The 21,968-nt window shown below is 50.2% G+C and carries 35 protein-coding genes, 1 rRNA gene and 1 pseudogene; 6 read left to right on the top strand and 31 right to left on the bottom strand.

All coding sequences use genetic code 11. From position 1 onward, the window contains the following. Nucleotides 1-821, bottom strand: a 16S ribosomal RNA gene (locus B9P82_RS26090); the annotation flags it as partial. Between the two features lie 469 nt (nucleotides 822-1,290). On the opposite strand from B9P82_RS26090, the gene B9P82_RS26080 reads away from it, so the two are divergent. Next, nucleotides 1,291-1,845, top strand: coding sequence for a gamma carbonic anhydrase family protein (locus B9P82_RS26080; protein ID WP_101701260.1), 555 nt, complete (start codon nucleotides 1,291-1,293; stop codon nucleotides 1,843-1,845). Here B9P82_RS26080 and B9P82_RS26075 read toward each other — a convergent pair. Genes B9P82_RS26075 through dprA form a run of 6 tightly spaced genes read right to left on the bottom strand, consistent with a single transcriptional unit; the run spans nucleotide 1,821 to nucleotide 5,613 of the window. Beyond that, entirely contained in the window at nucleotides 1,821-2,078 is a 258-nt protein-coding gene (locus B9P82_RS26075; RefSeq protein ID WP_101701259.1) for a DUF1488 family protein, read from the bottom strand. The genes B9P82_RS26080 and B9P82_RS26075 overlap by 25 nt on opposite strands. Next, nucleotides 2,075-2,896: a shikimate dehydrogenase gene (aroE, locus tag B9P82_RS26070; protein WP_016154735.1), complete on the bottom strand. Its 822-nt coding sequence runs from the start codon at nucleotides 2,894-2,896 to the stop codon at nucleotides 2,075-2,077. Before aroE ends, B9P82_RS26075 begins: the two co-directional genes overlap by 4 nt. A gap of 1 nt (nucleotide 2,897) precedes the next feature. Continuing rightward, on the bottom strand, nucleotides 2,898-3,470 hold the full coding sequence (gene tsaC, locus B9P82_RS26065) for an L-threonylcarbamoyladenylate synthase type 1 TsaC (RefSeq protein ID WP_016154736.1): 573 nt from the start codon (nucleotides 3,468-3,470) through the stop codon (nucleotides 2,898-2,900). A gap of 4 nt (nucleotides 3,471-3,474) precedes the next feature. Then, entirely contained in the window at nucleotides 3,475-4,017 is a 543-nt protein-coding gene (locus B9P82_RS26060) for a DNA topoisomerase family protein (protein ID WP_101701258.1), read from the bottom strand. Between the two features lie 26 nt (nucleotides 4,018-4,043). Continuing rightward, complete coding sequence (gene smg / locus B9P82_RS26055) at nucleotides 4,044-4,517, bottom strand: DUF494 family protein Smg (protein WP_003031162.1); 474 nt, start codon at nucleotides 4,515-4,517, stop codon at nucleotides 4,044-4,046. Then, nucleotides 4,489-5,613 carry a DNA-protecting protein DprA gene (gene dprA / locus B9P82_RS26050; RefSeq protein ID WP_019078182.1) on the bottom strand — a complete coding sequence of 375 codons (1,125 nt, stop codon included), beginning with the start codon at nucleotides 5,611-5,613 and terminating at the stop codon, nucleotides 4,489-4,491. The genes smg and dprA overlap by 29 nt, the downstream gene beginning before the upstream one ends. A 129-nt stretch (nucleotides 5,614-5,742) precedes the next feature. Here dprA and def point away from each other — a divergent pair, with 129 nt between their 5' ends. The 5 genes and pseudogenes from def to mscL all read left to right on the top strand — a co-directional run bounded on the left by def (nucleotide 5,743) and on the right by mscL (nucleotide 10,507). Then, nucleotides 5,743-6,252 carry a peptide deformylase gene (def, locus tag B9P82_RS26045; protein WP_003031159.1) on the top strand — a complete coding sequence of 170 codons (510 nt, stop codon included), beginning with the start codon at nucleotides 5,743-5,745 and terminating at the stop codon, nucleotides 6,250-6,252. Nucleotides 6,253-6,266: 14 nt separating this feature from the next. After that, a complete protein-coding gene (fmt, locus tag B9P82_RS26040; protein ID WP_047501513.1) occupies nucleotides 6,267-7,214 on the top strand; it encodes a methionyl-tRNA formyltransferase in 948 nt (315 codons plus the stop codon). Between the two features lie 51 nt (nucleotides 7,215-7,265). Beyond that, a pseudogene (gene rsmB / locus B9P82_RS26035) lies at nucleotides 7,266-8,554 on the top strand (16S rRNA (cytosine(967)-C(5))-methyltransferase RsmB). Between the two features lie 21 nt (nucleotides 8,555-8,575). Further along, nucleotides 8,576-9,952 (top strand): Trk system potassium transporter TrkA, encoded by a 1,377-nt coding sequence (gene trkA / locus B9P82_RS26030; protein WP_003031153.1) that lies wholly within the window; start codon nucleotides 8,576-8,578, stop codon nucleotides 9,950-9,952. Between the two features lie 141 nt (nucleotides 9,953-10,093). Beyond that, the gene (mscL, locus tag B9P82_RS26025) at nucleotides 10,094-10,507 is read left to right on the top strand and encodes a large-conductance mechanosensitive channel protein MscL (protein ID WP_016154742.1); all 414 of its coding nucleotides are present in this window, start codon (nucleotides 10,094-10,096) and stop codon (nucleotides 10,505-10,507) included. On the opposite strand, the gene arfA is transcribed toward mscL, so the two are convergent. The 24 genes from arfA to rpsC form a co-directional block, all read right to left on the bottom strand. Then, nucleotides 10,504-10,722, bottom strand: coding sequence for an alternative ribosome-rescue factor ArfA (gene arfA / locus B9P82_RS26020; protein ID WP_016157605.1), 219 nt, complete (start codon nucleotides 10,720-10,722; stop codon nucleotides 10,504-10,506). The two genes, mscL and arfA, sit on opposite strands and share 4 nt — an antisense overlap. Before the next feature lie 56 nt (nucleotides 10,723-10,778). After that, complete coding sequence (gene zntR / locus B9P82_RS26015; protein ID WP_016154744.1) at nucleotides 10,779-11,204, bottom strand: Zn(2+)-responsive transcriptional regulator; 426 nt, start codon at nucleotides 11,202-11,204, stop codon at nucleotides 10,779-10,781. Nucleotides 11,205-11,214: 10 nt separating this feature from the next. Continuing rightward, the gene (locus B9P82_RS26010) at nucleotides 11,215-11,583 is read right to left on the bottom strand and encodes a DnaJ family domain-containing protein (protein ID WP_047358917.1); all 369 of its coding nucleotides are present in this window, start codon (nucleotides 11,581-11,583) and stop codon (nucleotides 11,215-11,217) included. Nucleotides 11,584-11,689: 106 nt separating this feature from the next. Beyond that, complete coding sequence (gene rplQ / locus B9P82_RS26005) at nucleotides 11,690-12,073, bottom strand: 50S ribosomal protein L17 (protein WP_001216370.1); 384 nt, start codon at nucleotides 12,071-12,073, stop codon at nucleotides 11,690-11,692. Nucleotides 12,074-12,113: 40 nt separating this feature from the next. Further along, nucleotides 12,114-13,103 (bottom strand): DNA-directed RNA polymerase subunit alpha, encoded by a 990-nt coding sequence (gene rpoA, locus B9P82_RS26000; RefSeq protein WP_003031139.1) that lies wholly within the window; start codon nucleotides 13,101-13,103, stop codon nucleotides 12,114-12,116. Between the two features lie 25 nt (nucleotides 13,104-13,128). Further along, nucleotides 13,129-13,749 (bottom strand): 30S ribosomal protein S4, encoded by a 621-nt coding sequence (gene rpsD, locus B9P82_RS25995; RefSeq protein ID WP_003031138.1) that lies wholly within the window; start codon nucleotides 13,747-13,749, stop codon nucleotides 13,129-13,131. A 33-nt stretch (nucleotides 13,750-13,782) separates the two neighbouring features. Continuing rightward, on the bottom strand, nucleotides 13,783-14,172 hold the full coding sequence (rpsK, locus tag B9P82_RS25990; RefSeq protein ID WP_003031137.1) for a 30S ribosomal protein S11: 390 nt from the start codon (nucleotides 14,170-14,172) through the stop codon (nucleotides 13,783-13,785). A gap of 16 nt (nucleotides 14,173-14,188) precedes the next feature. Continuing rightward, a complete protein-coding gene (gene rpsM / locus B9P82_RS25985) occupies nucleotides 14,189-14,545 on the bottom strand; it encodes a 30S ribosomal protein S13 (RefSeq protein ID WP_003031135.1) in 357 nt (118 codons plus the stop codon). A gap of 146 nt (nucleotides 14,546-14,691) precedes the next feature. After that, complete coding sequence (rpmJ, locus tag B9P82_RS25980) at nucleotides 14,692-14,808, bottom strand: 50S ribosomal protein L36 (RefSeq protein ID WP_000868187.1); 117 nt, start codon at nucleotides 14,806-14,808, stop codon at nucleotides 14,692-14,694. Between the two features lie 30 nt (nucleotides 14,809-14,838). Next, complete coding sequence (secY, locus tag B9P82_RS25975; protein WP_001118864.1) at nucleotides 14,839-16,170, bottom strand: preprotein translocase subunit SecY; 1,332 nt, start codon at nucleotides 16,168-16,170, stop codon at nucleotides 14,839-14,841. A 7-nt stretch (nucleotides 16,171-16,177) separates the two neighbouring features. Next, nucleotides 16,178-16,612: a 50S ribosomal protein L15 gene (gene rplO, locus B9P82_RS25970; RefSeq protein WP_003031132.1), complete on the bottom strand. Its 435-nt coding sequence runs from the start codon at nucleotides 16,610-16,612 to the stop codon at nucleotides 16,178-16,180. 3 nt (nucleotides 16,613-16,615) lie between these two features. Continuing rightward, nucleotides 16,616-16,795, bottom strand: a complete 180-nt coding sequence (gene rpmD / locus B9P82_RS25965) for a 50S ribosomal protein L30 (protein WP_001140434.1) — start codon at nucleotides 16,793-16,795, stop codon at nucleotides 16,616-16,618. A gap of 3 nt (nucleotides 16,796-16,798) precedes the next feature. Continuing rightward, the gene (gene rpsE / locus B9P82_RS25960) at nucleotides 16,799-17,302 is read right to left on the bottom strand and encodes a 30S ribosomal protein S5 (protein ID WP_003031131.1); all 504 of its coding nucleotides are present in this window, start codon (nucleotides 17,300-17,302) and stop codon (nucleotides 16,799-16,801) included. A 14-nt stretch (nucleotides 17,303-17,316) separates the two neighbouring features. Beyond that, complete coding sequence (gene rplR, locus B9P82_RS25955; protein ID WP_000358960.1) at nucleotides 17,317-17,670, bottom strand: 50S ribosomal protein L18; 354 nt, start codon at nucleotides 17,668-17,670, stop codon at nucleotides 17,317-17,319. 9 nt (nucleotides 17,671-17,679) lie between these two features. Further along, nucleotides 17,680-18,213 (bottom strand): 50S ribosomal protein L6, encoded by a 534-nt coding sequence (gene rplF / locus B9P82_RS25950; RefSeq protein WP_003031129.1) that lies wholly within the window; start codon nucleotides 18,211-18,213, stop codon nucleotides 17,680-17,682. A gap of 12 nt (nucleotides 18,214-18,225) precedes the next feature. Continuing rightward, the gene (rpsH, locus tag B9P82_RS25945) at nucleotides 18,226-18,618 is read right to left on the bottom strand and encodes a 30S ribosomal protein S8 (protein WP_003031127.1); all 393 of its coding nucleotides are present in this window, start codon (nucleotides 18,616-18,618) and stop codon (nucleotides 18,226-18,228) included. Nucleotides 18,619-18,648: 30 nt separating this feature from the next. Then, nucleotides 18,649-18,954 (bottom strand): 30S ribosomal protein S14, encoded by a 306-nt coding sequence (gene rpsN / locus B9P82_RS25940; protein WP_003031125.1) that lies wholly within the window; start codon nucleotides 18,952-18,954, stop codon nucleotides 18,649-18,651. A gap of 14 nt (nucleotides 18,955-18,968) precedes the next feature. Next, entirely contained in the window at nucleotides 18,969-19,508 is a 540-nt protein-coding gene (gene rplE / locus B9P82_RS25935; RefSeq protein WP_003031123.1) for a 50S ribosomal protein L5, read from the bottom strand. A gap of 14 nt (nucleotides 19,509-19,522) precedes the next feature. Beyond that, on the bottom strand, nucleotides 19,523-19,837 hold the full coding sequence (rplX, locus tag B9P82_RS25930) for a 50S ribosomal protein L24 (protein ID WP_003031122.1): 315 nt from the start codon (nucleotides 19,835-19,837) through the stop codon (nucleotides 19,523-19,525). Nucleotides 19,838-19,847: 10 nt separating this feature from the next. Then, nucleotides 19,848-20,219 carry a 50S ribosomal protein L14 gene (gene rplN, locus B9P82_RS25925; RefSeq protein WP_000613954.1) on the bottom strand — a complete coding sequence of 124 codons (372 nt, stop codon included), beginning with the start codon at nucleotides 20,217-20,219 and terminating at the stop codon, nucleotides 19,848-19,850. Nucleotides 20,220-20,382: 163 nt separating this feature from the next. After that, nucleotides 20,383-20,637, bottom strand: coding sequence for a 30S ribosomal protein S17 (gene rpsQ / locus B9P82_RS25920; RefSeq protein ID WP_003031120.1), 255 nt, complete (start codon nucleotides 20,635-20,637; stop codon nucleotides 20,383-20,385). Beyond that, complete coding sequence (gene rpmC / locus B9P82_RS25915) at nucleotides 20,637-20,828, bottom strand: 50S ribosomal protein L29 (RefSeq protein WP_000644742.1); 192 nt, start codon at nucleotides 20,826-20,828, stop codon at nucleotides 20,637-20,639. Before rpmC ends, rpsQ begins: the two co-directional genes overlap by 1 nt. Next, entirely contained in the window at nucleotides 20,828-21,238 is a 411-nt protein-coding gene (gene rplP, locus B9P82_RS25910) for a 50S ribosomal protein L16 (RefSeq protein WP_000941212.1), read from the bottom strand. The genes rpmC and rplP overlap by 1 nt, the downstream gene beginning before the upstream one ends. 12 nt (nucleotides 21,239-21,250) lie before the next feature. Further along, the gene (rpsC, locus tag B9P82_RS25905; RefSeq protein ID WP_000529945.1) at nucleotides 21,251-21,952 is read right to left on the bottom strand and encodes a 30S ribosomal protein S3; all 702 of its coding nucleotides are present in this window, start codon (nucleotides 21,950-21,952) and stop codon (nucleotides 21,251-21,253) included. Nucleotides 21,953-21,968 lie beyond the last annotated feature (16 nt).

Below are 21,968 nucleotides of genomic sequence, written 5' to 3'. Positions count from 1 at the left end.
CTCTAGCCTGCCAGTTTCGGATGCAGTTCCCAGGTTGAGCCCGGGGATTTCACATCCGACTTGACAGACCGCCTGCGTGCGCTTTACGCCCAGTAATTCCGATTAACGCTTGCACCCTCCGTATTACCGCGGCTGCTGGCACGGAGTTAGCCGGTGCTTCTTCTGCGAGTAACGTCAATCACTGCGGTTATTAACCACAATGCCTTCCTCCTCGCTGAAAGTACTTTACAACCCGAAGGCCTTCTTCATACACGCGGCATGGCTGCATCAGGCTTGCGCCCATTGTGCAATATTCCCCACTGCTGCCTCCCGTAGGAGTCTGGACCGTGTCTCAGTTCCAGTGTGGCTGGTCATCCTCTCAGACCAGCTAGGGATCGTCGCCTAGGTGAGCCGTTACCCCNAGGCCTTCTTCATACACGCGGCATGGCTGCATCAGGCTTGCGCCCATTGTGCAATATTCCCCACTGCTGCCTCCCGTAGGAGTCTGGACCGTGTCTCAGTTCCAGTGTGGCTGGTCATCCTCTCAGACCAGCTAGGGATCGTCGCCTAGGTGAGCCGTTACCCCACCTACTAGCTAATCCCATCTGGGCACATCCGATGGCAAGAGGCCCGAAGGTCCCCCTCTTTGGTCTTACGACGTTATGCGGTATTAGCTACCGTTTCCAGTAGTTATCCCCCTCCATCGGGCAGTTTCCCAGACATTACTCACCCGTCCGCCACTCGTCACCCAAGGAGCAAGCTCCTCTGTGCTACCGTTCGACTTGCATGTGTTAGGCCTGCCGCCAGCGTTCAATCTGAGCCATGATCAAACTCTTCAATTTAAGTTTGATGCTCGTGAATTAAACTTCGTAATGAATTACGTGTTCACTCAGAGACTTGGTATTCATTTTTCGTCTTGCGACGTTAAGAATCCGTATCTTCGAGTGCCCACACAGATTGTCTGATAAATTGTTAAAGAGCAGTTGCGACGCGCTTTAGCGCTCTGTCGCGAGGTGGCGTATATTACGCTTTCCTCTTTCAGAGTCAACCCTCATTTTCAGGTTTTTCTCTTCAACCGAACCGGCTGTTTGCGTGAAGTGATTCACATCCGCCGTGTCGATGGAGGCGCATTATAGGGATCCCATTTTTTAGCACAAGTATTTTTTGGATCTTTTTTGCTGAGTGCTTGTTTTTCACCCCTTTCGCTATATTCCTGCGCAATTTGGCTGATTTTTGATAGCTAAATCACTTGCACAGTCTCAATAATCCAACCAAAGTCTTCATTACTGCTCTATTTTCATTGAGGTAAACATGTCTGATGTATTACGTCCTTATAAGGATCTTTTCCCACAGATCGGAAAACGCGTGATGATCGACACCAGTAGCGTCGTCATTGGTGATACTCGTTTGGCTGATGACGTCGGGATTTGGCCGTTGGTTGCGATTCGTGGCGACGTCAACTATGTACAAATCGGCGCCCGTACAAACATTCAGGACGGCAGCGTTCTCCATGTCACACATAAATCCACATCTAATCCGCAAGGTAATCCATTGATCGTGGGTGAGGATGTGACGGTCGGTCATAAAGTCATGCTACACGGCTGCATCATTGGCAACCGCGTATTGGTCGGTATGGGATCAATTTTACTGGACGGCGTAGTGGTAGAAGACGACGTTATGATTGGGGCAGGAAGCCTGGTGCCGCAAAACAAACGCCTGGAGAGTGGATATCTGTACCTGGGTAGTCCGGTTAAACAGATCCGGCCATTAAGTGACGAAGAGAAAGTAGGCTTAAAATACTCTGCTAACAACTACGTTAAATGGAAAGATGAGTATTTAAATCAGAGTAACCAAACCCAACCCTGAGAGTTTTCCTGCTGGTCCTGGATCAATGCTTCGGCCTCTTCTTCCAGGTCCCAGCGATGCTGTTGAAAGGTTTCCAGCCATTGTTCAGGCGTGCAGCCGCCAAAGCGGGACGCCAACGTCTCCCCTGATATAGCGCATGTTAACTGCATACCATGGACCAACGCCGGGAAAACAACGGCGCTAATATCCGTCCGCCATTCTTCTCGATCGGGAAACTGGATCGCCTGATTCATGCCGACATTTCCTGTTGCATGCTTTTGATGACGGGCTCAATCTGTGGCAATACACCATGCCAGAGTAAAACGGCGTGCGCTGCTTGTCCCACCAGCATCCCCAGACCATCGGCATACTGTTTCGCCCCATGTTCAGCACACCAGGAAAGGAACGGTGTATTCCCTTGCTGATAAAACATGTCATAGCAATAGACAGAGGAGTGAATAAGCGATGTCGGAATGGCTGGTACCTCACCGCTAATTCCGCTGGATGTCGCATTAATAATTAAATCAAAACTGTAATTATCAAGCTCGTCCATTCCCACCGCCTGCACACTGCCGGTATGGGAGAAGATTTGTGCCAGTTCTTCTGCGCGCGAAGCAGTACGGTTAACGATGGTTACCGCACAATCCAGAGAAAGAAGAGGTAATAAAACCCCACGGGATGCGCCACCGGCACCAATCAACAGAACTCGTGATCCGGGGCGAATGAAAGATAAACGTTCAAGATCGCTTAATAAGCCGATACCATCCGTGTTATCTCCCAGTAAACGCCCATCCTCAAGTCGTTTAAGAGTGTTGACCGCTCCAGCAAGCGATGCCCGCTCCGTTAATTCATCGGCACGCGCAAACGCCTCTTCTTTAAAAGGCACAGTGACATTTGCCCCCTTCCCACCCTCAGCAAAAAAGGCATTCAGCGTATTCACAAAATCATTGATAGGTGCCAGTACACGTCCATAGGAATGATCAATTTTCAACTGCTCTGCAAATTGCTGATGAATAAAGGGCGATTTACTGTGCGCTATCGGATTACCAAAAACAGCATAGGCTTCTTTCATATTACCCCTGTCGAAACTGTTCACCGGTCAGAGCATCACGGATCTCCGAAGGATTCAAACGCCCTCCGGTCTCCCCTTCAACTACGGGAAAGTCTGTACCAAACTGCGCGCGGACTTCCTCTACCGTTCTGCAAGGCGGTAAGCCACTCAAATTAGCACTGGTGGAGACTAACGGTTTGCCATAAGCCTGGCACAATGCAACCACCAGCGGATGATCGGTGACTCGCACGGCCAGCGAGTCAAAACGACCGGTCAGCCAACGAGGCGTAGTCGCAGGCGCAGGGAAAACGAAGGTGACAGGACCAGGCCAGCGAGCGAACACAGCCTCACGTTGAGCATCTGTAAGCGTGCTATCGTCAATATAGGGTTTGAGCTGGTCAAAATTTGCCGCAATCAAAATTAAGCCTTTATCGACTGGGCGTTGTTTTAGCGCCAACAGACGGGTAACAGCCGTTTCGCTGTCGGGATCGCAGCCGACACCAAATACAGCTTCTGTTGGATAGGCGATGACTTTTTCTTGTTTCAGAACCGCTATCGCAGCAGCGATAGGGCCTGTGGGCAGGTTATTATTCACTTTTTTATTCCGCCGAGAACGGCTTTCCACATTGTTTACTGGCACAGAAATGCTTCACACCCTGCACGGTTTTCTTTTCGATGAGTAGCGGATAATGGCACTCAGGACACTCTCCGGCTAACGGTTTGAAGTTAATGACAAACTGGCACTCCGGATAGCGATCGCAGGAGTAAAACGTTTTGCCATAACGGGAACGCCGCTGGACCAGGTGGCCAGTCTGGCATTGAGGACAGACTATTGCTGTTTCATCTGGCTTGTCGATAAGTTCGGTGTGTTCACACGTTGGATAATCGCTGCATCCAATAAACATCCCGAATCTTCCCTGTCTCAGCACCAGCTCGGCGCCACATGCAGGACATAGCTTACCCTCCAGAACTTTGACAATATGTCCGTCCGCGGAAGATTTCAGCGGACGGATGTAATCGCATTCTGGATAGTGTGAACAACCGAGAAACGGACCGTGTTTCCCGGAACGAATAACCAGTTCAGCCCCGCATTGTGGGCAGGGCTCGTTTTTACGCACCGTAAACAGTGCTGATTTAGCCATAACAACTCATACTGAATGAAGATTGATTAATGCAGCATACCTTCATTCACTTCAAAGAGTAATTCTTCCATTTGCTGATAGGCATTTTCACAACCTGGAATATTGAAAAGCACCATCAGGATCACCCACTTCAGGTCTTCCAGATCGAACTCTGCCGTATCCAGCGCGAGTACGCGCTCAATGACCATTTCTCGTGTTTCGAGGTTTAGCACCTGAATCTGTTCCAGGAATAGCAGGAACCCTCTACAGCTTGCATCCAGTCGATCACACTCTTCTGCGGTATAAATACGTATAGAAAGAGGATCAGATGCCAGCTGCATAGGTTCGGCAAGACCATCCTGATAATCAGCAAGCTTTTCCAGCCAAAGTAACGCGTTGTAGATGTCTTCACGATCAAAACCAGCGTCGGTAAGATCCCGTTCCAGTTTGTCCTGATCCACACGCAGCTCAGCTTCGTTATGGATATATGTCTCAAACAAATACATTAGTACGTCGAACATGGCATGCCCTCCTCAATCGGACATAGCCGCCGGGTACAGCTGCGATCCATCCTGCTAACTCCAGTTCGAGCAGTTGAGCCACTACCTCTGGCACAGGTTGGCCGGCACGTTCAGCGACGACGTCAACAGGTGTTACCTCATCTCCTACGTTAGCCAGGAGCTCCGGAAATGGCAATGCCACCTCTTCGTGATCTGGCGAATAAATTGATTTTTCAGGTTCATCTGGCAACCATTGCAGCCCATATTGCAAATTTTCCAGAATTTCTTCTGGGGCCGTCACAAGCGTGGCTCCCTGCTGAATAAGCCAATGTGGACCTTCACTTCCCGGACTTCCAATCGGTCCAGGCAACGCAAAAACCTCCCGCCCTTGTTCCAGTGCGCAACGCGCAGTGACCAGTGACCCGCTACGCTGAGCAGCTTCTACAACCAGGACTCCTTTACTTAGACCACTAATAATGCGATTTCGTCGGGGAAAATTGCGCGGCAAAGGAAGCGTATCTAATGGGAACTCAGACACCAGTGCGCCTCCAGCCTCAATCAGTCGTTTAGCCAGACGGACATGCTGTCGTGGATGAATGGTCTCAAGCCCATTTCCCAGCACCGCAATACTCGTGCCCTCTCGGTTTATCGCAGCATTGTGCGCCACACCATCAATCCCCCGGGCCAGGCCGCTGGTGATCGTCACGCCGCATGCTGCAAGCTTTTCACAAAACAACCGCCCCCAGCGTTCGCCATACCAGGAGTGCTGTCGGCTACCGACGACGGCAACCTGAAACGAGCTAAGGCATATGGGATTTCCTGCCACAAAAAGCACCCCAGGATAATCCTCAATTGCACGGAGCTGTGCCGGATAATGCTCGCTGTCGGCAACCACAAAATGATGGTTGGGCTGTTCAAGCCAGCGCAGCGTTTTTTCCAGCGTCTGATCTGGAAAGGTTAAAAAGCGCCGGGCCTGGCGGGGGGAGAGCCCAGCATGATGAAGTACCACGTTGTTAATACATGGCTGAGTATTTAGCCAGTGGGCAACGCGCACCATCTCATCACCATACAGTTCATTCACTTGTGCTAAACGTAGCCAAATTTCGATTTTGGTCATCCCTGTTCCCCTGCCACAAGCAGTCCTGGCAATCTTTGCGATTGGTCACTGATGCTGTCAATCAGAGGGGGTTTTGTCTAGAATAGAGGTAATAATCTTTTCAACTCCTGAACACAACTCTGGATAACTATGTCAGTTTTGCAAGTGTTACATATTCCGGACGAGCGCCTTCGCAAAGTCGCAAAACCGGTCGAAGAAGTGAATGCAGAAATTCAGCGTATCGTTGATGATATGTTCGAGACGATGTACGCCGAAGAAGGTATCGGTCTGGCAGCAACTCAGGTCGATATTCATCAGCGCATCATTGTTATTGATGTCTCTGAAAATCGCGACGAGCAGTTGGTACTCATTAACCCAGAGCTGCTGGAAAAAGACGGCGAAACAGGTATTGAAGAAGGCTGCCTGTCTATTCCCGAACAGCGTGCGTTAGTACCGCGCGCAGAGAAAGTAAAAATTCGTGCGCTCGATCGCAACGGCAAATCTTTTGAACTGGAAGCCGATGGCCTGCTGGCTATCTGCATTCAACATGAAATGGATCACCTGGTCGGTAAACTGTTTATCGATTATCTGTCTCCGTTGAAGCAACAACGCATTCGTCAGAAAGTTGAAAAACTCGACCGCCTGAACGCCCGAGCTTAAGGACAAGAATCAACGTGTCAGACTCACTACGTATTATTTTTGCGGGTACACCTGACTTTGCAGCGCGTCATCTCGACGCGCTGTTGTCTTCTGGACATAACGTCGTTGGCGTGTTTACCCAACCGGACCGTCCGGCGGGACGCGGTAAAAAGCTGATGCCCAGCCCGGTAAAAGTGCTGGCGGAAGAAAAAGGGATACCGGTTTTCCAACCCGTCTCTCTTCGTCCTCAGGAAAACCAGCAGCTGGTTGCTGATTTACGCGCAGACGTGATGGTAGTGGTAGCATATGGCCTGATACTGCCAAAAGCCGTACTGGAAATGCCGCGTCTGGGTTGTATCAACGTTCACGGTTCCCTGCTTCCACGCTGGCGTGGCGCAGCCCCAATCCAGCGCTCACTGTGGGCAGGCGACGCCGAAACTGGTGTGACCATCATGCAGATGGATGTTGGCCTCGACACCGGTGATATGCTGCTTAAGCTGTCCTGCCCGATAACTGCAGAAGATACCAGCGGTTCGTTATACGATAAGCTGGCAGATTTAGGGCCTCAGGGGCTGATTGAAACGCTAAAACAGCTGGCGGCTGGCACCATAAAACCCGTTGTACAAGATGAATCACTGGTTACGCATGCAGAAAAACTCAGCAAAGAAGAGGCCCGTATCGACTGGTCGCTTTCAGCCGCTCAGTTGGAACGCTGCATCCGCGCCTTTAACCCGTGGCCAATGAGCTGGCTTGAAATCGACGGCCAGCCAGTGAAAGTCTGGCAAGCTACGGTTATTACAGCGAACACACAGGCCGCACCAGGCACTATTCTTGAGGCGACAAAACAGGGTATCCAGGTCGCAACGGGCGACGGCATCCTGAATCTCGTCTCTTTGCAACCCGCCGGTAAAAAAGCCATGAGCGCGCAGGATCTGCTTAATTCGCGCCGGGAATGGTTTGTACCCGGTAACCGTCTGGTATGACGGTTCATCTCTTTAAGCCCGGTATCTCCGGGCATTTTTATTTTTGCGCTTATGAAAAAACATCTTAATTTACGCAGTATGGCGGCCCAGGCCGTCGAACAGGTTGTCGAAAAGGGACAATCATTAAGCAACGTGCTGCCCGCCATGCAGCAAAAAGTTGCCGATAAAGACAAAGCACTGTTGCAGGAGCTTTGCTTCGGCGTGTTGCGTACACTCTCCCAACTGGAGTGGATGATCCAGCAGTTGATGGAACGTCCAATGACGGGCAAACAGCGCACTGTTCACTATCTGATCATGGTGGGCTTCTACCAACTGCTGCATACTCGTATTCCACCACATGCTGCTTTGGCAGAGACCGTAGAAGGCGCGGTCGTTATTAAGCGTCCGCAGCTTAAAGGGCTGATCAACGGCGTGCTGCGCCAGTTTCAGCGCCGTCAAGAAGAGCTACTGGCTGAATTCTCTCAAAGCGATTTACGTTTCTTACACCCCTCCTGGCTGGTTAAACGTATTAAGACCGCTTATCCGCAGCAGTGGGAAGCCATTCTTGAAGCCAATAACCAGCGACCGCCGATGTGGTTACGTGTCAATCGTAACCATCATACGCGCGATGCCTGGCTGGACCTGCTGACCGAATCGGGATTAACCGGTTTCCCGCATCCAGATTACCCGGATGCAGTGCGTCTGGAAACGCCAGCTCCTGTGCACGCCCTCCCAGGTTTTGATGAAGGCTGGGTAACCGTCCAGGATGCTTCCGCTCAAGGATGCATAAATTATCTGTTGCCGGAGGACGGGAACAGATCCTCGACCTATGCTGTGCGCCGGGGGGCAAAACCACTCACATTCTGGAAGTTGCTCCGCACGCTAACGTAATGGCTGTCGATGTTGATGAAAAACGCTTATCGCGCGTTTTCGACAATCTAAAACGTCTGGGTATGAAGGCAACCGTAAAACAGGGTGATGGCCGCTATCCACAGCAGTGGTGCGGTGAACAACAGTTTGACCGTATTTTGCTGGACGCTCCGTGTTCTGCCACCGGAGTGATCCGTCGCCATCCGGATATCAAATGGCTGCGTCGCGACCGGGATATTGCTGAACTTGCCCAGTTGCAGGCTGAAATCCTGAATGCAACCTGGCCACATCTTAAACCTGGCGGCACGCTGGTTTATGCAACCTGCTCTATCCTGCCAGAAGAAAACCAACAGCAAATTGCCGCCTTCCTTGCACGCACGCCAGATGCGGTATTAAGCGTCACTGGTACGCCGGAAAAACCTGGACGTCAGAATTTACCGAGTGCGGAAGATGGTGATGGCTTCTTTTACGCTAAGCTAATCAAAAAGTGATGAGATAACGGGTCGCGACTGATGAAAATTATCATTCTGGGCGCAGGGCAAGTTGGCGGTACGCTGGCTGAAAACCTGGTCGGAGAGAACAACGATATCACGGTAGTCGATACCAATGGTGAGCGCCTGCGTAGCCTGCAGGACAAGTTTGATCTCCGTGTCGTGCAAGGGCATGGTTCGCATCCCCGCGTTCTACGTGAAGCCGGTGCTGACGATGCCGATATGCTGGTTGCCGTAACCAGCTCAGATGAAACAAATATGGTTGCCTGCCAGGTAGCTTATTCACTGTTTAACACGCCTAATCGTATCGCTCGTATTCGTTCACCGGATTACGTTCGTGATGCGGACAAGCTATTTCAATCTGATGCGGTGCCTATCGATCACCTGATTGCGCCTGAGCAACTGGTTATCGATAGCATTTATCGCCTGATTGAATATCCGGGCGCATTGCAGGTAGTGAATTTTGCCGAAGGAAAAGTCAGCCTGGCCGTGGTGAAAGCCTATTACGGTGGGCCGCTGATTGGTAATGCGCTGTCGACAATGCGTGAGCATATGCCGCACATCGATACCCGCGTTGCGGCAATTTTCCGTCATGACCGACCGATCCGTCCGCAAGGTTCTACCATTGTTGAAGCGGGTGATGAAGTTTTCTTCATCGCGGCCTCGCAGCATATTCGCGCCGTAATGAGCGAATTACAGCGTCTGGAAAAGCCTTACAAACGCATTATGTTAGTGGGCGGTGGTAATATTGGCGCCGGGCTGGCACGGCGACTAGAAAAAGATTACAGCGTCAAACTGATTGAACGTAATCAACAGCGCGCATCCGAGCTTGCAGAGAAACTGCAAAATACGATCGTCTTTTTTGGTGATGCCTCGGATCAAGAGCTGCTGGCGGAAGAACATATCGATCAGGTTGATCTGTTCATTGCGGTAACCAACGATGATGAAGCGAATATCATGTCGGCGATGCTTGCCAAACGGATGGGCGCCAAGAAAGTGATGGTGTTGATCCAACGCAGAGCATACGTCGATCTGGTACAAGGCAGCGTGATCGATATTGCGATTTCACCGCAGCAGGCAACCATCTCTGCGCTGCTCAGTCATGTGCGTAAAGCGGATATTGTTGGTGTATCTTCACTGCGCCGTGGCGTCGCGGAAGCCATTGAAGCCGTTGCACACGGTGATGAAACGACGTCACGGGTTGTGGGTCGCTCAATTGATGAAATTAAACTTCCACCAGGAACCATTATTGGCGCCGTTGTGCGTGGTAACGATGTGATGATTGCCAATGATAACCTGCGTATTGAACAGGGCGATCACGTAATTATGTTCCTGACAGATAAAAAGTTTATTACCGACGTCGAGCGACTATTCCAGCCAAGTCCGTTCTTCCTGTAATAATTTGGGCGCTGAAACTGCGCCTAAGTTATTTCCCTTTATTTTTCATGGTTTAATAAATTTCTATTTAGTTAATACATAAATGGAAATTGCCTAAACATTTGTTAAACTTATAAACGTCAGCTGCATAGGGAGAATAAGATGAGCATTATTAAAGAATTTCGCGAATTCGCGATGCGCGGGAATGTTGTCGATTTGGCAGTGGGTGTCATTATTGGTGCGGCATTTGGGAAGATTGTTTCATCACTGGTTGCCGATATCATCATGCCGCCGCTGGGGTTGTTAATTGGTGGAATTGATTTTAAACAGTTTGCTTTAACACTACGTGATGCACAGGGAGATATCCCTGCAGTCGTTATGCATTACGGTGTATTTATTCAGAATATCTTTGATTTCGTTATTGTTGCGTTTGCTATCTTTATGGCAATCAAGCTGATCAACAAACTGAACCGTAAAAAAGCGGAAGAGCCAGCAGCACCGCCGGCGCCATCGAAAGAAGAAGTATTGCTGAGTGAAATTCGTGACCTGCTGAAAGAACAGAATAACCGCTCTTAAGCACTCACTGAAACAAGAAGGCCAGTGGTAAAAAAGTGAATGACTTTCTTGCCACTGGCCTCCCAGTTACCCCGGTTACCATGTTTACCTTTACGTAGATAACTTCCTTTCCCTTTCTTATTTTTCTCAACGCGCTGCCTGAACAGTGGGTCATGTAGAAGCGCCTCAATGGCGTTATCTTTTATCTGCCCTTTAGTGTGCTGATAACGACTCATAATACCTCCGGTTGTCGTAATTTACGCCGCGAGTGTAGACCTGACCGTTCAATAAATCAACAGCCTGATGGTGATCCACTGGCGCCTTGCTCAAGTGCTTCAAGGATAGAGCAGTACACGCTGCTGTGTGCCTTACCACAACACGCGTCATTCAATCGCTGCAGCGACCGTTGCATCGCCTGAAGCTCAGCTATTCTCGCTTCCACTTCCTGCAATCTTTCCTGGACGATCCCTTTTGATTCCTGGCAGGTATGGTGTTCGGGATCGATGCGGATCGAAAGCAGTTCGCGGATCGATTCCAGAGTGAAACCAAGCTGACGGGCATAGCGAATAAACTTTAGACGCTGAAGATCGCTTTCCGTATAGAGACGAAACCCGCCTTCTGTACGTATTTCATGTTCCATCATCTGCTGCTTTTCATAGTAGCGGATAGTATCAGGCGTCACGTCAGCCAGTTTCGCTAATTCACCAATACGGTACATGCTATCTCCGCTATTCGTCGTTGATCTTCTGTAGCAGCTTATCTGCGTATTCACCGTGTAAAAACTCGGTGCTGAGTCCAGCTTGCCGAAGTTTCAGTTCCAGTAGTGACAGTCTTCGACTCACTTCCTGATAATGGGGATCATCTTTGCGGATCCCTGCAAGTATTTCAAGCAGCTGTATTGCCTCTCTGCGCTGCTCTAGCTCAGCAGGAAGACATCCAGCATTTTTTAATAAACGGAATCCGGCTCGAAGTTCAGGTGGAATGTGGGAATCATCATCAAGAACCAACGGTTCTCCTGTACCAGGCAAACCATCAAACTCACCTTTAGACTGTGCATCAATAATATGGCGCTCTGCCCACTGGTCCAGTAACCACATACAACACTCCAGTGATGAACAAAAAGAGTACAGATATTGTAGGTAAGTGGGGATATGACGGATATAAAAAAACCCGCCGAGGCGGGTTTTTTTACGTTACTACAGATTACTCTGCAGCAGCTTCTGTTTTCTCTGAACGATCAACCAGCTCGATGTATGCCATCGGCGCGTTGTCGCCTGCACGGAAGCCACACTTCAGAATGCGAGTGTAACCACCGGCGCGGCTCGCGAAACGCGGGCCCAGTTCGTTAAACAGTTTTGCCACGATCTCGTTATCACGAGTACGGGCGAATGCCAGACGACGATTAGCTACGCTATCAGTCTTGGCAAGAGTAATCAGCGGCTCAACTACGCGACGCAGCTCTTTCGCTTTCGGCAGAGTCGTCTTGATGATTTCATGACGAACCAGTGAACCTGCCATATTGCGGAACATAGCCTGGCGATGGCTGCTGTTGCGGTTCAGTTGACGACCACTCTTACGATGGCGCATGACCTTATCCTTCTCAGTAAAACCTTAACCTGTGATCCGGTTACTCGTCAGCGATGCTTGCCGGTGGCCAGTTTTCCAGGCGCATGCCCAGAGACAGTCCACGGGAAGCCAGCACGTCTTTAATCTCAGTAAGAGATTTTTTACCAAGGTTAGGCGTCTTAAGAAGCTCAACCTCAGTACGCTGTACCAGATCACCGATATAGTGGATAGCTTCTGCTTTGAGGCAGTTAGCAGAGCGGACAGTCAATTCCAGATCGTCAACAGGGCGCAGCAGGATCGGATCGAATTCTGGTTTCTCTTCTTTAACTTCCGGCTGACGTACATCACGTAAGTCAACGAAAGCTTCAAGTTGTTCAGCCAGAATGGTTGCCGCACGACGAATCGCCTCTTCAGGATCGATTGTGCCGTTGGTTTCCATTTCGATGACCAGCTTGTCCAGGTCGGTACGCTGTTCTACACGCGCTGCTTCAACATTGTAGGCAATACGCTCTACAGGGCTGTAGCATGCGTCGACCAGCAGACGGCCGATTGGGCGCTCATCTTCTTCCGAATGAATTCGGGTAGAAGCCGGCACATAACCACGACCGCGCTGAACTTTGATACGCATGCTAATAGATGCATTCTCATCGGTCAGGTGGCAGATCACGTGCTGTGGCTTGACGATTTCGACATCACCATCATGGGTAATGTCGGCTGCAGTCACAGGGCCAATGCCAGATTTATTCAAGGTAAGAATAACGTCATCTTTACCCTGAACTCTCACCGCCAGCCCTTTCAGGTTGAGCAGGATTTCCAGGATATCTTCCTGAACGCCTTCTTTGGTGCTGTACTCATGTAGTACACCATCAATCTCAACCTCGGTCACCGCGCAACCCGGCATCGATGAGAGCAGAATACGGCGCAGTGCGTTACCCAAAGTATGGCCAAAGCCACGCTCTAAAGGCTCAAGGGTCACCTTGGCGTGCGTCGAACTCACTTGCTCGATATCTACCAGGCGCGGTTTTAGAAACTCTGTCACAGAACCCTGCATTGTGTCCTCTCTTTGGTACTAAGCTTTACTTGGAGTAAAGCTCGACGATCAGGTGTTCGTTAATGTCCGCAGACAGATCAGAACGCTCCGGCTTACGCTTGAACGTACCTTCCATCTTGCCAGCATCAACTTCCAGCCAGGTTGGCTTTTCACGCTGCTCAGCCAGCTCCAGAGCGGCTTTCACGCGAGACTGCTTCTTCGCTTTCTCACGAATGCTAACAACGTCATTCGGACTAACCTGATAAGAAGCGATGTTAACAACACGACCGTTTACCATAATTGCTTTATGGCTGACCAGCTGACGTGCTTCTGCACGAGTGGCACCGAAGCCCATACGGTATACAACGTTGTCCAGACGACCTTCCAGCAGACCCAACAGGTTTTCACCGGTGTTGCCTTTCAGACGTGCTGCTTCTTTGTAGTAGTTACGGAACTGACGCTCCAGCACACCGTAGATACGGCGAACTTTTTGCTTTTCACGCAACTGCACACCATAGTCAGACAGACGCGGTTTACGCGCACCGTGCTGGCCAGGAGCTTGTTCAATTTTACACTTGGTATCGATCGCGCGAACGCCAGACTTAAGGAATAAGTCAGTGCCCTCACGACGGCTCAGCTTGAGCTTAGGACCCAAATATCTTGCCATTTTCTTTCTCCAACAATCCTAGAAACGACAGCGTTATACGCGACGTTTTTTCGGCGGACGACAACCGTTATGAGGGATCGGAGTCACATCAGTAATATTAGTGATGCGGAAACCAGCGGCGTTCAGAGCACGAACAGTAGATTCGCGACCTGGACCCGGTCCTTTGACCATAACTTCCAGATTCTTGATACCGTATTCTTTTACGGCTTCAGCGCAACGCTCTGCTGCAACCTGAGCTGCAAACGGAGTGGATTTGCGAGAACCACGGAAACCGGAACCACCGGCTGTTGCCCAACCCAGTGCGTTACCCTGACGATCAGTAATGGTAACGATGGTGTTGTTAAAAGAAGCATGGATATGAGCCACGCCGTCAGAGACTTGTTTTCTTACACGTTTACGTGCACGAATTGGTGCCTTTGCCATTATTCAATCACCCCGATTATTTCTTGATCGGTTTGCGCGGACCCTTACGGGTACGTGCGTTGGTCTTGGTACGCTGACCGCGAACCGGGAGACCACGACGATGACGCAAACCGCGATAGCAACCAAGGTCCATAAGGCGCTTGATGCTCATGCTAACTTCACGGCGCAGATCACCTTCAACGACAAATTTGGCAACTTCGTCACGCAGCGTGTCGATTTGTTCTTCAGACAGCTCACTGATCTTAACATCTTCAGCGATACCCGCGGCAGCCAGAATGGCTTTAGAACGGGTCTTGCCGACGCCGTAGATCGAAGTTAATGCGATCACAGCATGTTTCTGATCAGGAATGTTAATGCCTGCTATACGGGCCACTATGCACTCCTACTATTTAATATGTACGCACCATGCTGAAAAGCCCGTTTTCAGGATACTCAAATGGAAACGCACAGACATACAAAAGATTGGCTGGCTAATCTAGCCAGCTCAACCCAACTTTGCAAGAAAAATATGCGAATAAATCAGCCTTGGCGCTGTTTATGCTTCGGCTCGGCACTGCAAATCACACGGATGACACCATCACGCTTAACGATTTTGCAGTTACGGCATAATTTCTTGACGGAAGCACGAACTTTCATTTTTACTCTCCGTAACTTCTCGGGCGACTGTTAACGGCCGTAGCCTTTCAGATTCGCCTTCTTCAATGCAGACTCGTACTGACTTGACATCATCAGAGTTTGCACTTGAGCCATAAAGTCCATAATCACGACAACAACGATAAGCAGTGAGGTCCCACCGAAGTAGAACGGTACTTTCATTGCATCACGCATGAACTCCGGGATCAGGCAGATAAAGGTAATGTAGAGCGCACCAACCAGAGTCAGGCGGGTCATTACTTTATCGATATACTTCGCCGTTTGCTCTCCCGGACGAATTCCTGGTACAAATGCACCGGACTTCTTCAGGTTATCTGCTGTTTCACGCGGGTTGAAAACCAACGCCGTGTAGAAGAAACAGAAGAATATGATTGCAGACGCATAGAGTAACACATAAAGCGGTTGCCCAGGCTGCAAATACAGCGAAATTGTTGTCAGCCAGTTCCAACCAGTCCCGCCCCCGAACCATGACGCGATGGTCGCTGGGAACAGAATAATACTGGAAGCGAAGATTGCCGGGATTACCCCCGCCATATTCACTTTCAGCGGTAAATGTGTGCTCTGTGCAGCATAGACACGACGACCTTGCTGACGTTTCGCGTAGTTTACCACAATGCGGCGTTGACCACGCTCAACAAATACAACAAAGAACGTCACTGCAAATACTAATACTGCAACCAACAGCAACACGAGGAAGTGCAGGTCGCCTTGACGCGCTTGCTCGATAGTATGGGCAATGGCTGGCGGGAGTCCCGCGACAATACCGGCGAAGATAATGATTGAGATACCGTTGCCGATACCACGTTCAGTAATCTGTTCGCCCAACCACATCAGGAACATCGTCCCTGTAACCAGACTTACAACAGCGGTGAAATAGAATGCAAAGCCTGGATTCATTACCAGGCCCTGCATACCAGGCATATTCGGCAGACCGGTAGCAATACCGATCGACTGGAATATTGCCAGCACCAGAGTACCGTAGCGGGTGTACTGGCTGATCTTACGACGACCAGACTCCCCTTCTTTCTTAATTTCTGCCAGCGTTGGATGAACCACCGTCAGCAGCTGGATAATAATCGACGCCGAAATATACGGCATGATCCCCAGAGCAAAGATAGAAGCACGGCTGAGAGCACCACCAGAGAACATGTTAAACATTTCAATGATGGTGCCTCGCTGTTGCTCAAGCAGTTTGGCAAGTACAGCGGCATCAATACCAGGGATCGGAATGAAAGAGCCAATACGGAACACAATCAGCGCGCCGATTACAAACAGCAGTCTGCGTTTCAGCTCGCCTAAGCCACCTTTGGCACTTTGAAAATCTAATCCCGGTTGTTTAGCCATCTGCTACTTATTCCTCGATTTTACCGCCAGCAGCTTCGATAGCAGCACGAGCGCCTTTAGTAACACGCAGGCCACGAACAGTTACCGGAGTAGTGACTTCACCAGCCAGAATCACTTTCGCGAACTCGATCTGGATACCGATAATGTTAGCTGCTTTCAGCGTGTTCAGGTCTACAACACCGCCTTCAACTTTAGCCAGATCAGACAGACGAACTTCGGCTGTAATCGCTGCTTTACGTGAAGTGAAGCCGAATTTCGGCAGACGACGGTACAGAGGCATCTGACCACCCTCGAAACCGCGACGTACGCCACCGCCAGAACGAGACTTCTGACCTTTGTGACCACGACCACCGGTTTTACCGAGGCCAGAACCGATACCACGACCCAGGCGGCGAGCCGCTTTTTTAGAGCCTTCGGCCGGAGACAGAGTATTTAAACGCATCTCTTACTCCTCAACTTTAACCATGAAGGAAACCGCGTTGACCATACCACGAACAGCAGGAGTATCCTCGCGCTCTACGGTGTGACCAATACGACGCAGACCCAGGCCAAGCAGCGTTGCCTTATGTTTCGGCAGACGACCGATTGCACTGCGGGTTTGAGTAATTTTAATAGTCTTTGCCATGGTTTATTTCCCCAGAATTTCTTCAACGGATTTACCACGCTTGGCAGCGACCATTTCCGGAGATTTCATATTTTCCAGGCCATCGATAGTTGCACGAACCACGTTAATCGGGTTAGTAGAACCATACGCTTTAGCCAGAACGTTACGAACTCCAGCGACTTCCAGAACGGCGCGCATTGCACCACCGGCGATGATACCGGTACCTTCGGAAGCCGGCTGCATGAATACACGAGAACCCGTGTGAGTACCCTTAACCGGGTGCTGCAGGGTGCCGTGGTTCAGCGCGACGTTAATCATATTGCGACGGGCTTTTTCCATCGCTTTCTGGATCGCTGCTGGAACTTCACGCGCTTTACCGTAACCAAAACCAACGCGACCGTTACCATCACCAACTACAGTCAGAGCTGTGAAGGAGAAAATACGACCACCTTTAACGGTTTTAGATACGCGGTTAACCGCGATCAGCTTTTCCTGCAGTTCGCCAGCTTGTTTTTCGATGTGAGCCATCTTACACCTCTACCTTAGAACTGAAGGCCAGCTTCACGGGCAGCATCTGCCAGTGCCTGGACACGACCATGATATTGGAACCCGGAACGGTCAAAAGAAACATCTTTGATGCCTTTTTCCAGAGCGCGTTCAGCAACAGCTTTACCTACAGCTGCAGCAGCGTCTTTGTTACCGGTGTACTTCAATTGTTCAGCGATAGCTTTTTCTACAGTAGAAGCAGCTACCAGAACTTCAGAACCGTTCGGTGCAATTACCTGTGCGTAAATATGACGCGGGGTACGATGTACCACCAGGCGAGTTGCGCCCAGCTCCTGGAGCTTGCGGCGTGCGCGGGTCGCACGACGGATACGAGCAGATTTCTTATCCATAGTGTTACCTTACTTCTTCTTAGCCTCTTTGGTACGCACGACTTCGTCGGCGTAACGAACACCCTTGCCTTTATAAGGCTCAGGACGACGGTAGGCGCGCAGATCTGCTGCAACCTGACCGATCAGCTGTTTATCAGCGCCTTTCAGCACGATTTCAGTCTGAGACGGACATTCTGCAGTAATACCCGCAGGCAGCTGATGGTCAACAGGGTGAGAGAAACCTAAAGCCAGGTTTACTACATTCCCTTTAACCGCTGCACGATAACCTACACCAACCAGCTGTAGCTTCTTAGTGAAGCCTTCGGTAACACCGACAACCATTGCATTCAGCAGGGCACGCGCGGTACCAGCCTGAGCCCATCCATCTGCGTAACCATCACGCGGACCGAAGGTCAGTGCATTATCTGCATGATTTACTGCAACAGCATCGTTGAGAGTACGAGTCAGCTCGCCGTTTTTACCTTTGATCGTAATAACCTGACCGTTGATTTTTACATCAACGCCGGCAGGAATAACGACCGGTGCTTTAGCAACACGAGACATTTTTTCCTCCGATTAGGCTACGTAGCAGATAATTTCGCCACCAAGACCAGCCTGGCGCGCTGCACGATCAGTCATAACACCTTTAGAGGTAGAAACAACTGCGATACCCATGCCAGCCATAACTTTCGGCAGCTCGTCTTTACGCTTATAAATGCGCAGACCTGGGCGACTGACACGCTGAATGCTTTCTACAACAGCTTTACCCTGGAAATACTTAAGAGTAAGTTCCAGTTCCGGCTTGGTGTCGCCTTCAACTTTAAAATCTTCAATAAAACCTTCTTCCTTCAGCACGTTGGCAATTGCCACTTTCAGCTTGGAGGAAGGCATGGTGACCGCAGCTTTATTCGCGGCCTGACCGTTACGGATACGGGTCAGCATATCCGCGATCGGATCTTGCATGCTCATCTGTCTTTACTCCCGTGATTCAATTGGTAATTACCAGCTAGCCTTTTTCAAGCCTGGTACTTCACCGCGCATAGCGGCTTCACGCAGTTTGATACGGCTCAACCCGAACTTGCCCACATAGCCATGCGGACGACCTGTTTGACGGCAGCGGTTACGCTGACGGGACGGGCTGGAATCACGCGGCAGAGACTGCAGCTTGAGAACTGCGTTCCAACGATCTTCGTCGGTCGCGTTCACATCAGAGATAATAGCTTTCAGTTCAGCGCGTTTTGCGAAGTACTTATCAGCTAAAGCTACGCGCTTTACTTCGCGTGCTTTCATTGATTGCTTAGCCATTCAGTAACCCTACCTTACTTGCGGAACGGGAAGTCAAAGGCAGCCAGCAGAGCACGGCCTTCTTCATCAGATTTCGCAGTAGTGGTAATGGTAATATCCAAACCACGCACGCGGTCGACTTTATCGTAGTCGATTTCTGGGAAGATGATCTGCTCACGGACACCCATGCTGTAGTTACCACGACCGTCGAAAGACTTAGCGGACAAGCCACGGAAGTCACGGATACGTGGAACAGCAATAGTGATCAGGCGCTCAAAGAACTCCCACATGCGTTCGCCACGCAGAGTTACTTTACAGCCGATCGGATAGCCCTGACGGATTTTGAAGCCTGCAACTGATTTGCGTGCTTTGGTGATCAGCGGTTTTTGACCGGAGATTGCTGTCAGGTCAGCTGCTGCGTTATCCAGCAGTTTCTTGTCAGCGATCGCTTCACCAACACCCATGTTCAGGGTGATCTTCTCGACCCGAGGGACTTGCATGACAGAATTGTAGTTAAACTCAGTCATGAGTTTAGCGACTACTTCGTCTTTGTAGTAATCATGCAGTTTCGCCATCGTACTACTCCAAATTACTTGATAGTTTCGCTGTTAGATTTAAAGAAACGGACTTTTTTGCCGTCTTCGAATCTAAAGCCTACACGGTCAGCCTTGCCGGTTGCCGCGTTGAAGATAGCAAGGTTAGAGATCTGAATAGCTGCTTCTTTCTCTACAATGCCGCCTGGTTGGTTCAGGGCCGGAACCGGCTTCTGATGTTTCTTAACCAGGTTGATACCTTCAACAATGACCTTGCCGGAAGACAGGACATTCTTAACTTTACCGCGTTTACCTTTATCTTTACCGGTTAACACGATAACTTCGTCATCACGACGGATCTTCGCTGCCATGATTCGCTCCTTAGAGTACTTCTGGTGCCAGAGAGATAATTTTCATGAACTTCTCGTTACGAAGTTCACGAGTTACCGGCCCAAAAATACGCGTACCGATAGGTTGCTCGCTATTATTGTTTAAAATAACGCATGCATTACCATCGAAGCGAATGACAGAACCGTCCGGGCGACGAACACCCTTCTTGGTGCGCACCACTACCGCCTTCAGCACATCACCTTTTTTGACCTTACCACGCGGAATTGCTTCCTTGATGGTGATCTTGATGATATCGCCGACGCCTGCGTAGCGACGGTGCGAGCCACCCAGAACCTTGATACACATTACGCGACGTGCACCGGAGTTGTCGGCGACGTTCAGCATAGTCTGTTCTTGGATCATTTTAGTGCTCCGCTAATGTCAACTACTACTGAGACCCGAAAATCAGGTCGTTAAAAAAGCCCCATATCGGGGGCGCGGCATTATAACACCGCTTCAACGATATGGGTAGAAAAAATAAACGGCTCATCGCTGAGCCGTTTATTCGTTGAGAATGCCTACTGTATTACAGAACGGCTTTCTCTACAACGCGAACCAGCGTCCAAGACTTAGTCTTGGACAGCGGACGGCATTCGCGGATTTCAACCACGTCACCAGTACCGCATTCGTTGTTCTCGTCATGTACGTGCAGTTTGGTCGTACGCTTAATGAATTTACCGTAGATCGGGTGTTTCACAAAACGTTCGATAGCAACAACGATGGATTTCTCCATTTTATCGCTAACAACGCGACCTTGCAGAGTACGGATTTTATCGGTCATTACGCACCCGCCTTCTCAGTCAGTAAAGTCTTAACGCGTGCGACATCACGACGCACTTGCTTCAACAGGTGAGACTGTTGCAGCTGGCCACTTGCAGCCTGCATACGCAGGTTGAACTGCTCACGCAGCAGATTCAGCAGCTCGGTGTTCAGCTCTTCAACACTCTTCTCACGCAGCTCTTTTGCTTTCATTACATCACCGTCTTAGTTACAAAGGTGGTTTTAATCGGCAGTTTCGCTGCTGCCAGCTTGAATGCTTCACGGGCCAGCTCTTCCGGTACGCCGTCCATTTCATACAGGACTTTACCCGGCTGAATCAAGGCAACCCAATACTCCACGTTACCTTTACCTTTACCCATACGCACTGCCAGCGGCTTTTCAGTGATCGGTTTGTCCGGGAATACACGGATCCAGATCTTACCTTGACGCTTAACTGCACGGGTCATAGCACGACGTGCTGCTTCGATCTGACGGGCAGTCAGACGACCACGGCCAACAGCTTTCAGACCGAAGCTGCCGAAGCTAACATCCGTACCCTGCGCCAGACCGCGGTTACGGCCTTTGTGCATTTTACGGAATTTTGTACGCTTTGGTTGTAACATCAGCGACGCTCCTTATTTACGGCCTTTACGCTGCTGCTTTTTAGGTTGCGCAGCCGGTTTTTCCGGTTGTTCAACAGCAGCCATACCACCCAGGATCTCGCCTTTGAAGATCCACACTTTAACGCCGATTACACCGTAAGTGGTGTGCGCTTCAGAGGTGTTGTAGTCGATGTCAGCACGCAGTGTGTGCAGAGGTACGCGACCTTCGCGGTACCATTCGGTACGTGCGATTTCCGCGCCGCCCAGACGGCCGCTAACTTCAACTTTAATACCTTTAGCGCCCAGACGCATTGCGTTCTGTACAGCACGCTTCATAGCACGACGGAACATAACACGACGTTCCAGCTGAGAAGTGATGCTGTCAGCAACCAATTTTGCATCCAGTTCAGGTTTACGCACTTCGGCGATATTGATCTGAGCAGGAACGCCAGCAATATCCGCTACGACTTTGCGCAGTTTTTCTACGTCTTCACCTTTCTTACCGATAACGATACCCGGGCGAGCGGTGTGAATGGTCACACGGATGCTCTTAGCCGGACGCTCGATAACGATACGAGATACAGACGCTTTAGCCAGTTCCTTAGTCAGGTACTGACGTACTTTAAAATCGCTGTCCAGGTTGTCAGCGAATTCTTTGGTGTTCGCAAACCAGGTTGAGTTCCATGGTTTTACAATACCCAGGCGAATACCATTAGGATGTACTTTCTGACCCATTGCTAGTCTCCAGAGT

This window comes from Citrobacter sp. L55, assembly GCF_002850715.1.
Taxonomy (GTDB): domain Bacteria; phylum Pseudomonadota; class Gammaproteobacteria; order Enterobacterales; family Enterobacteriaceae; genus Citrobacter; species Citrobacter braakii.
The sequence above is the reverse complement of the archived record's forward strand: the minus strand, read 5'-3'. Positions and strand labels throughout refer to the sequence as shown.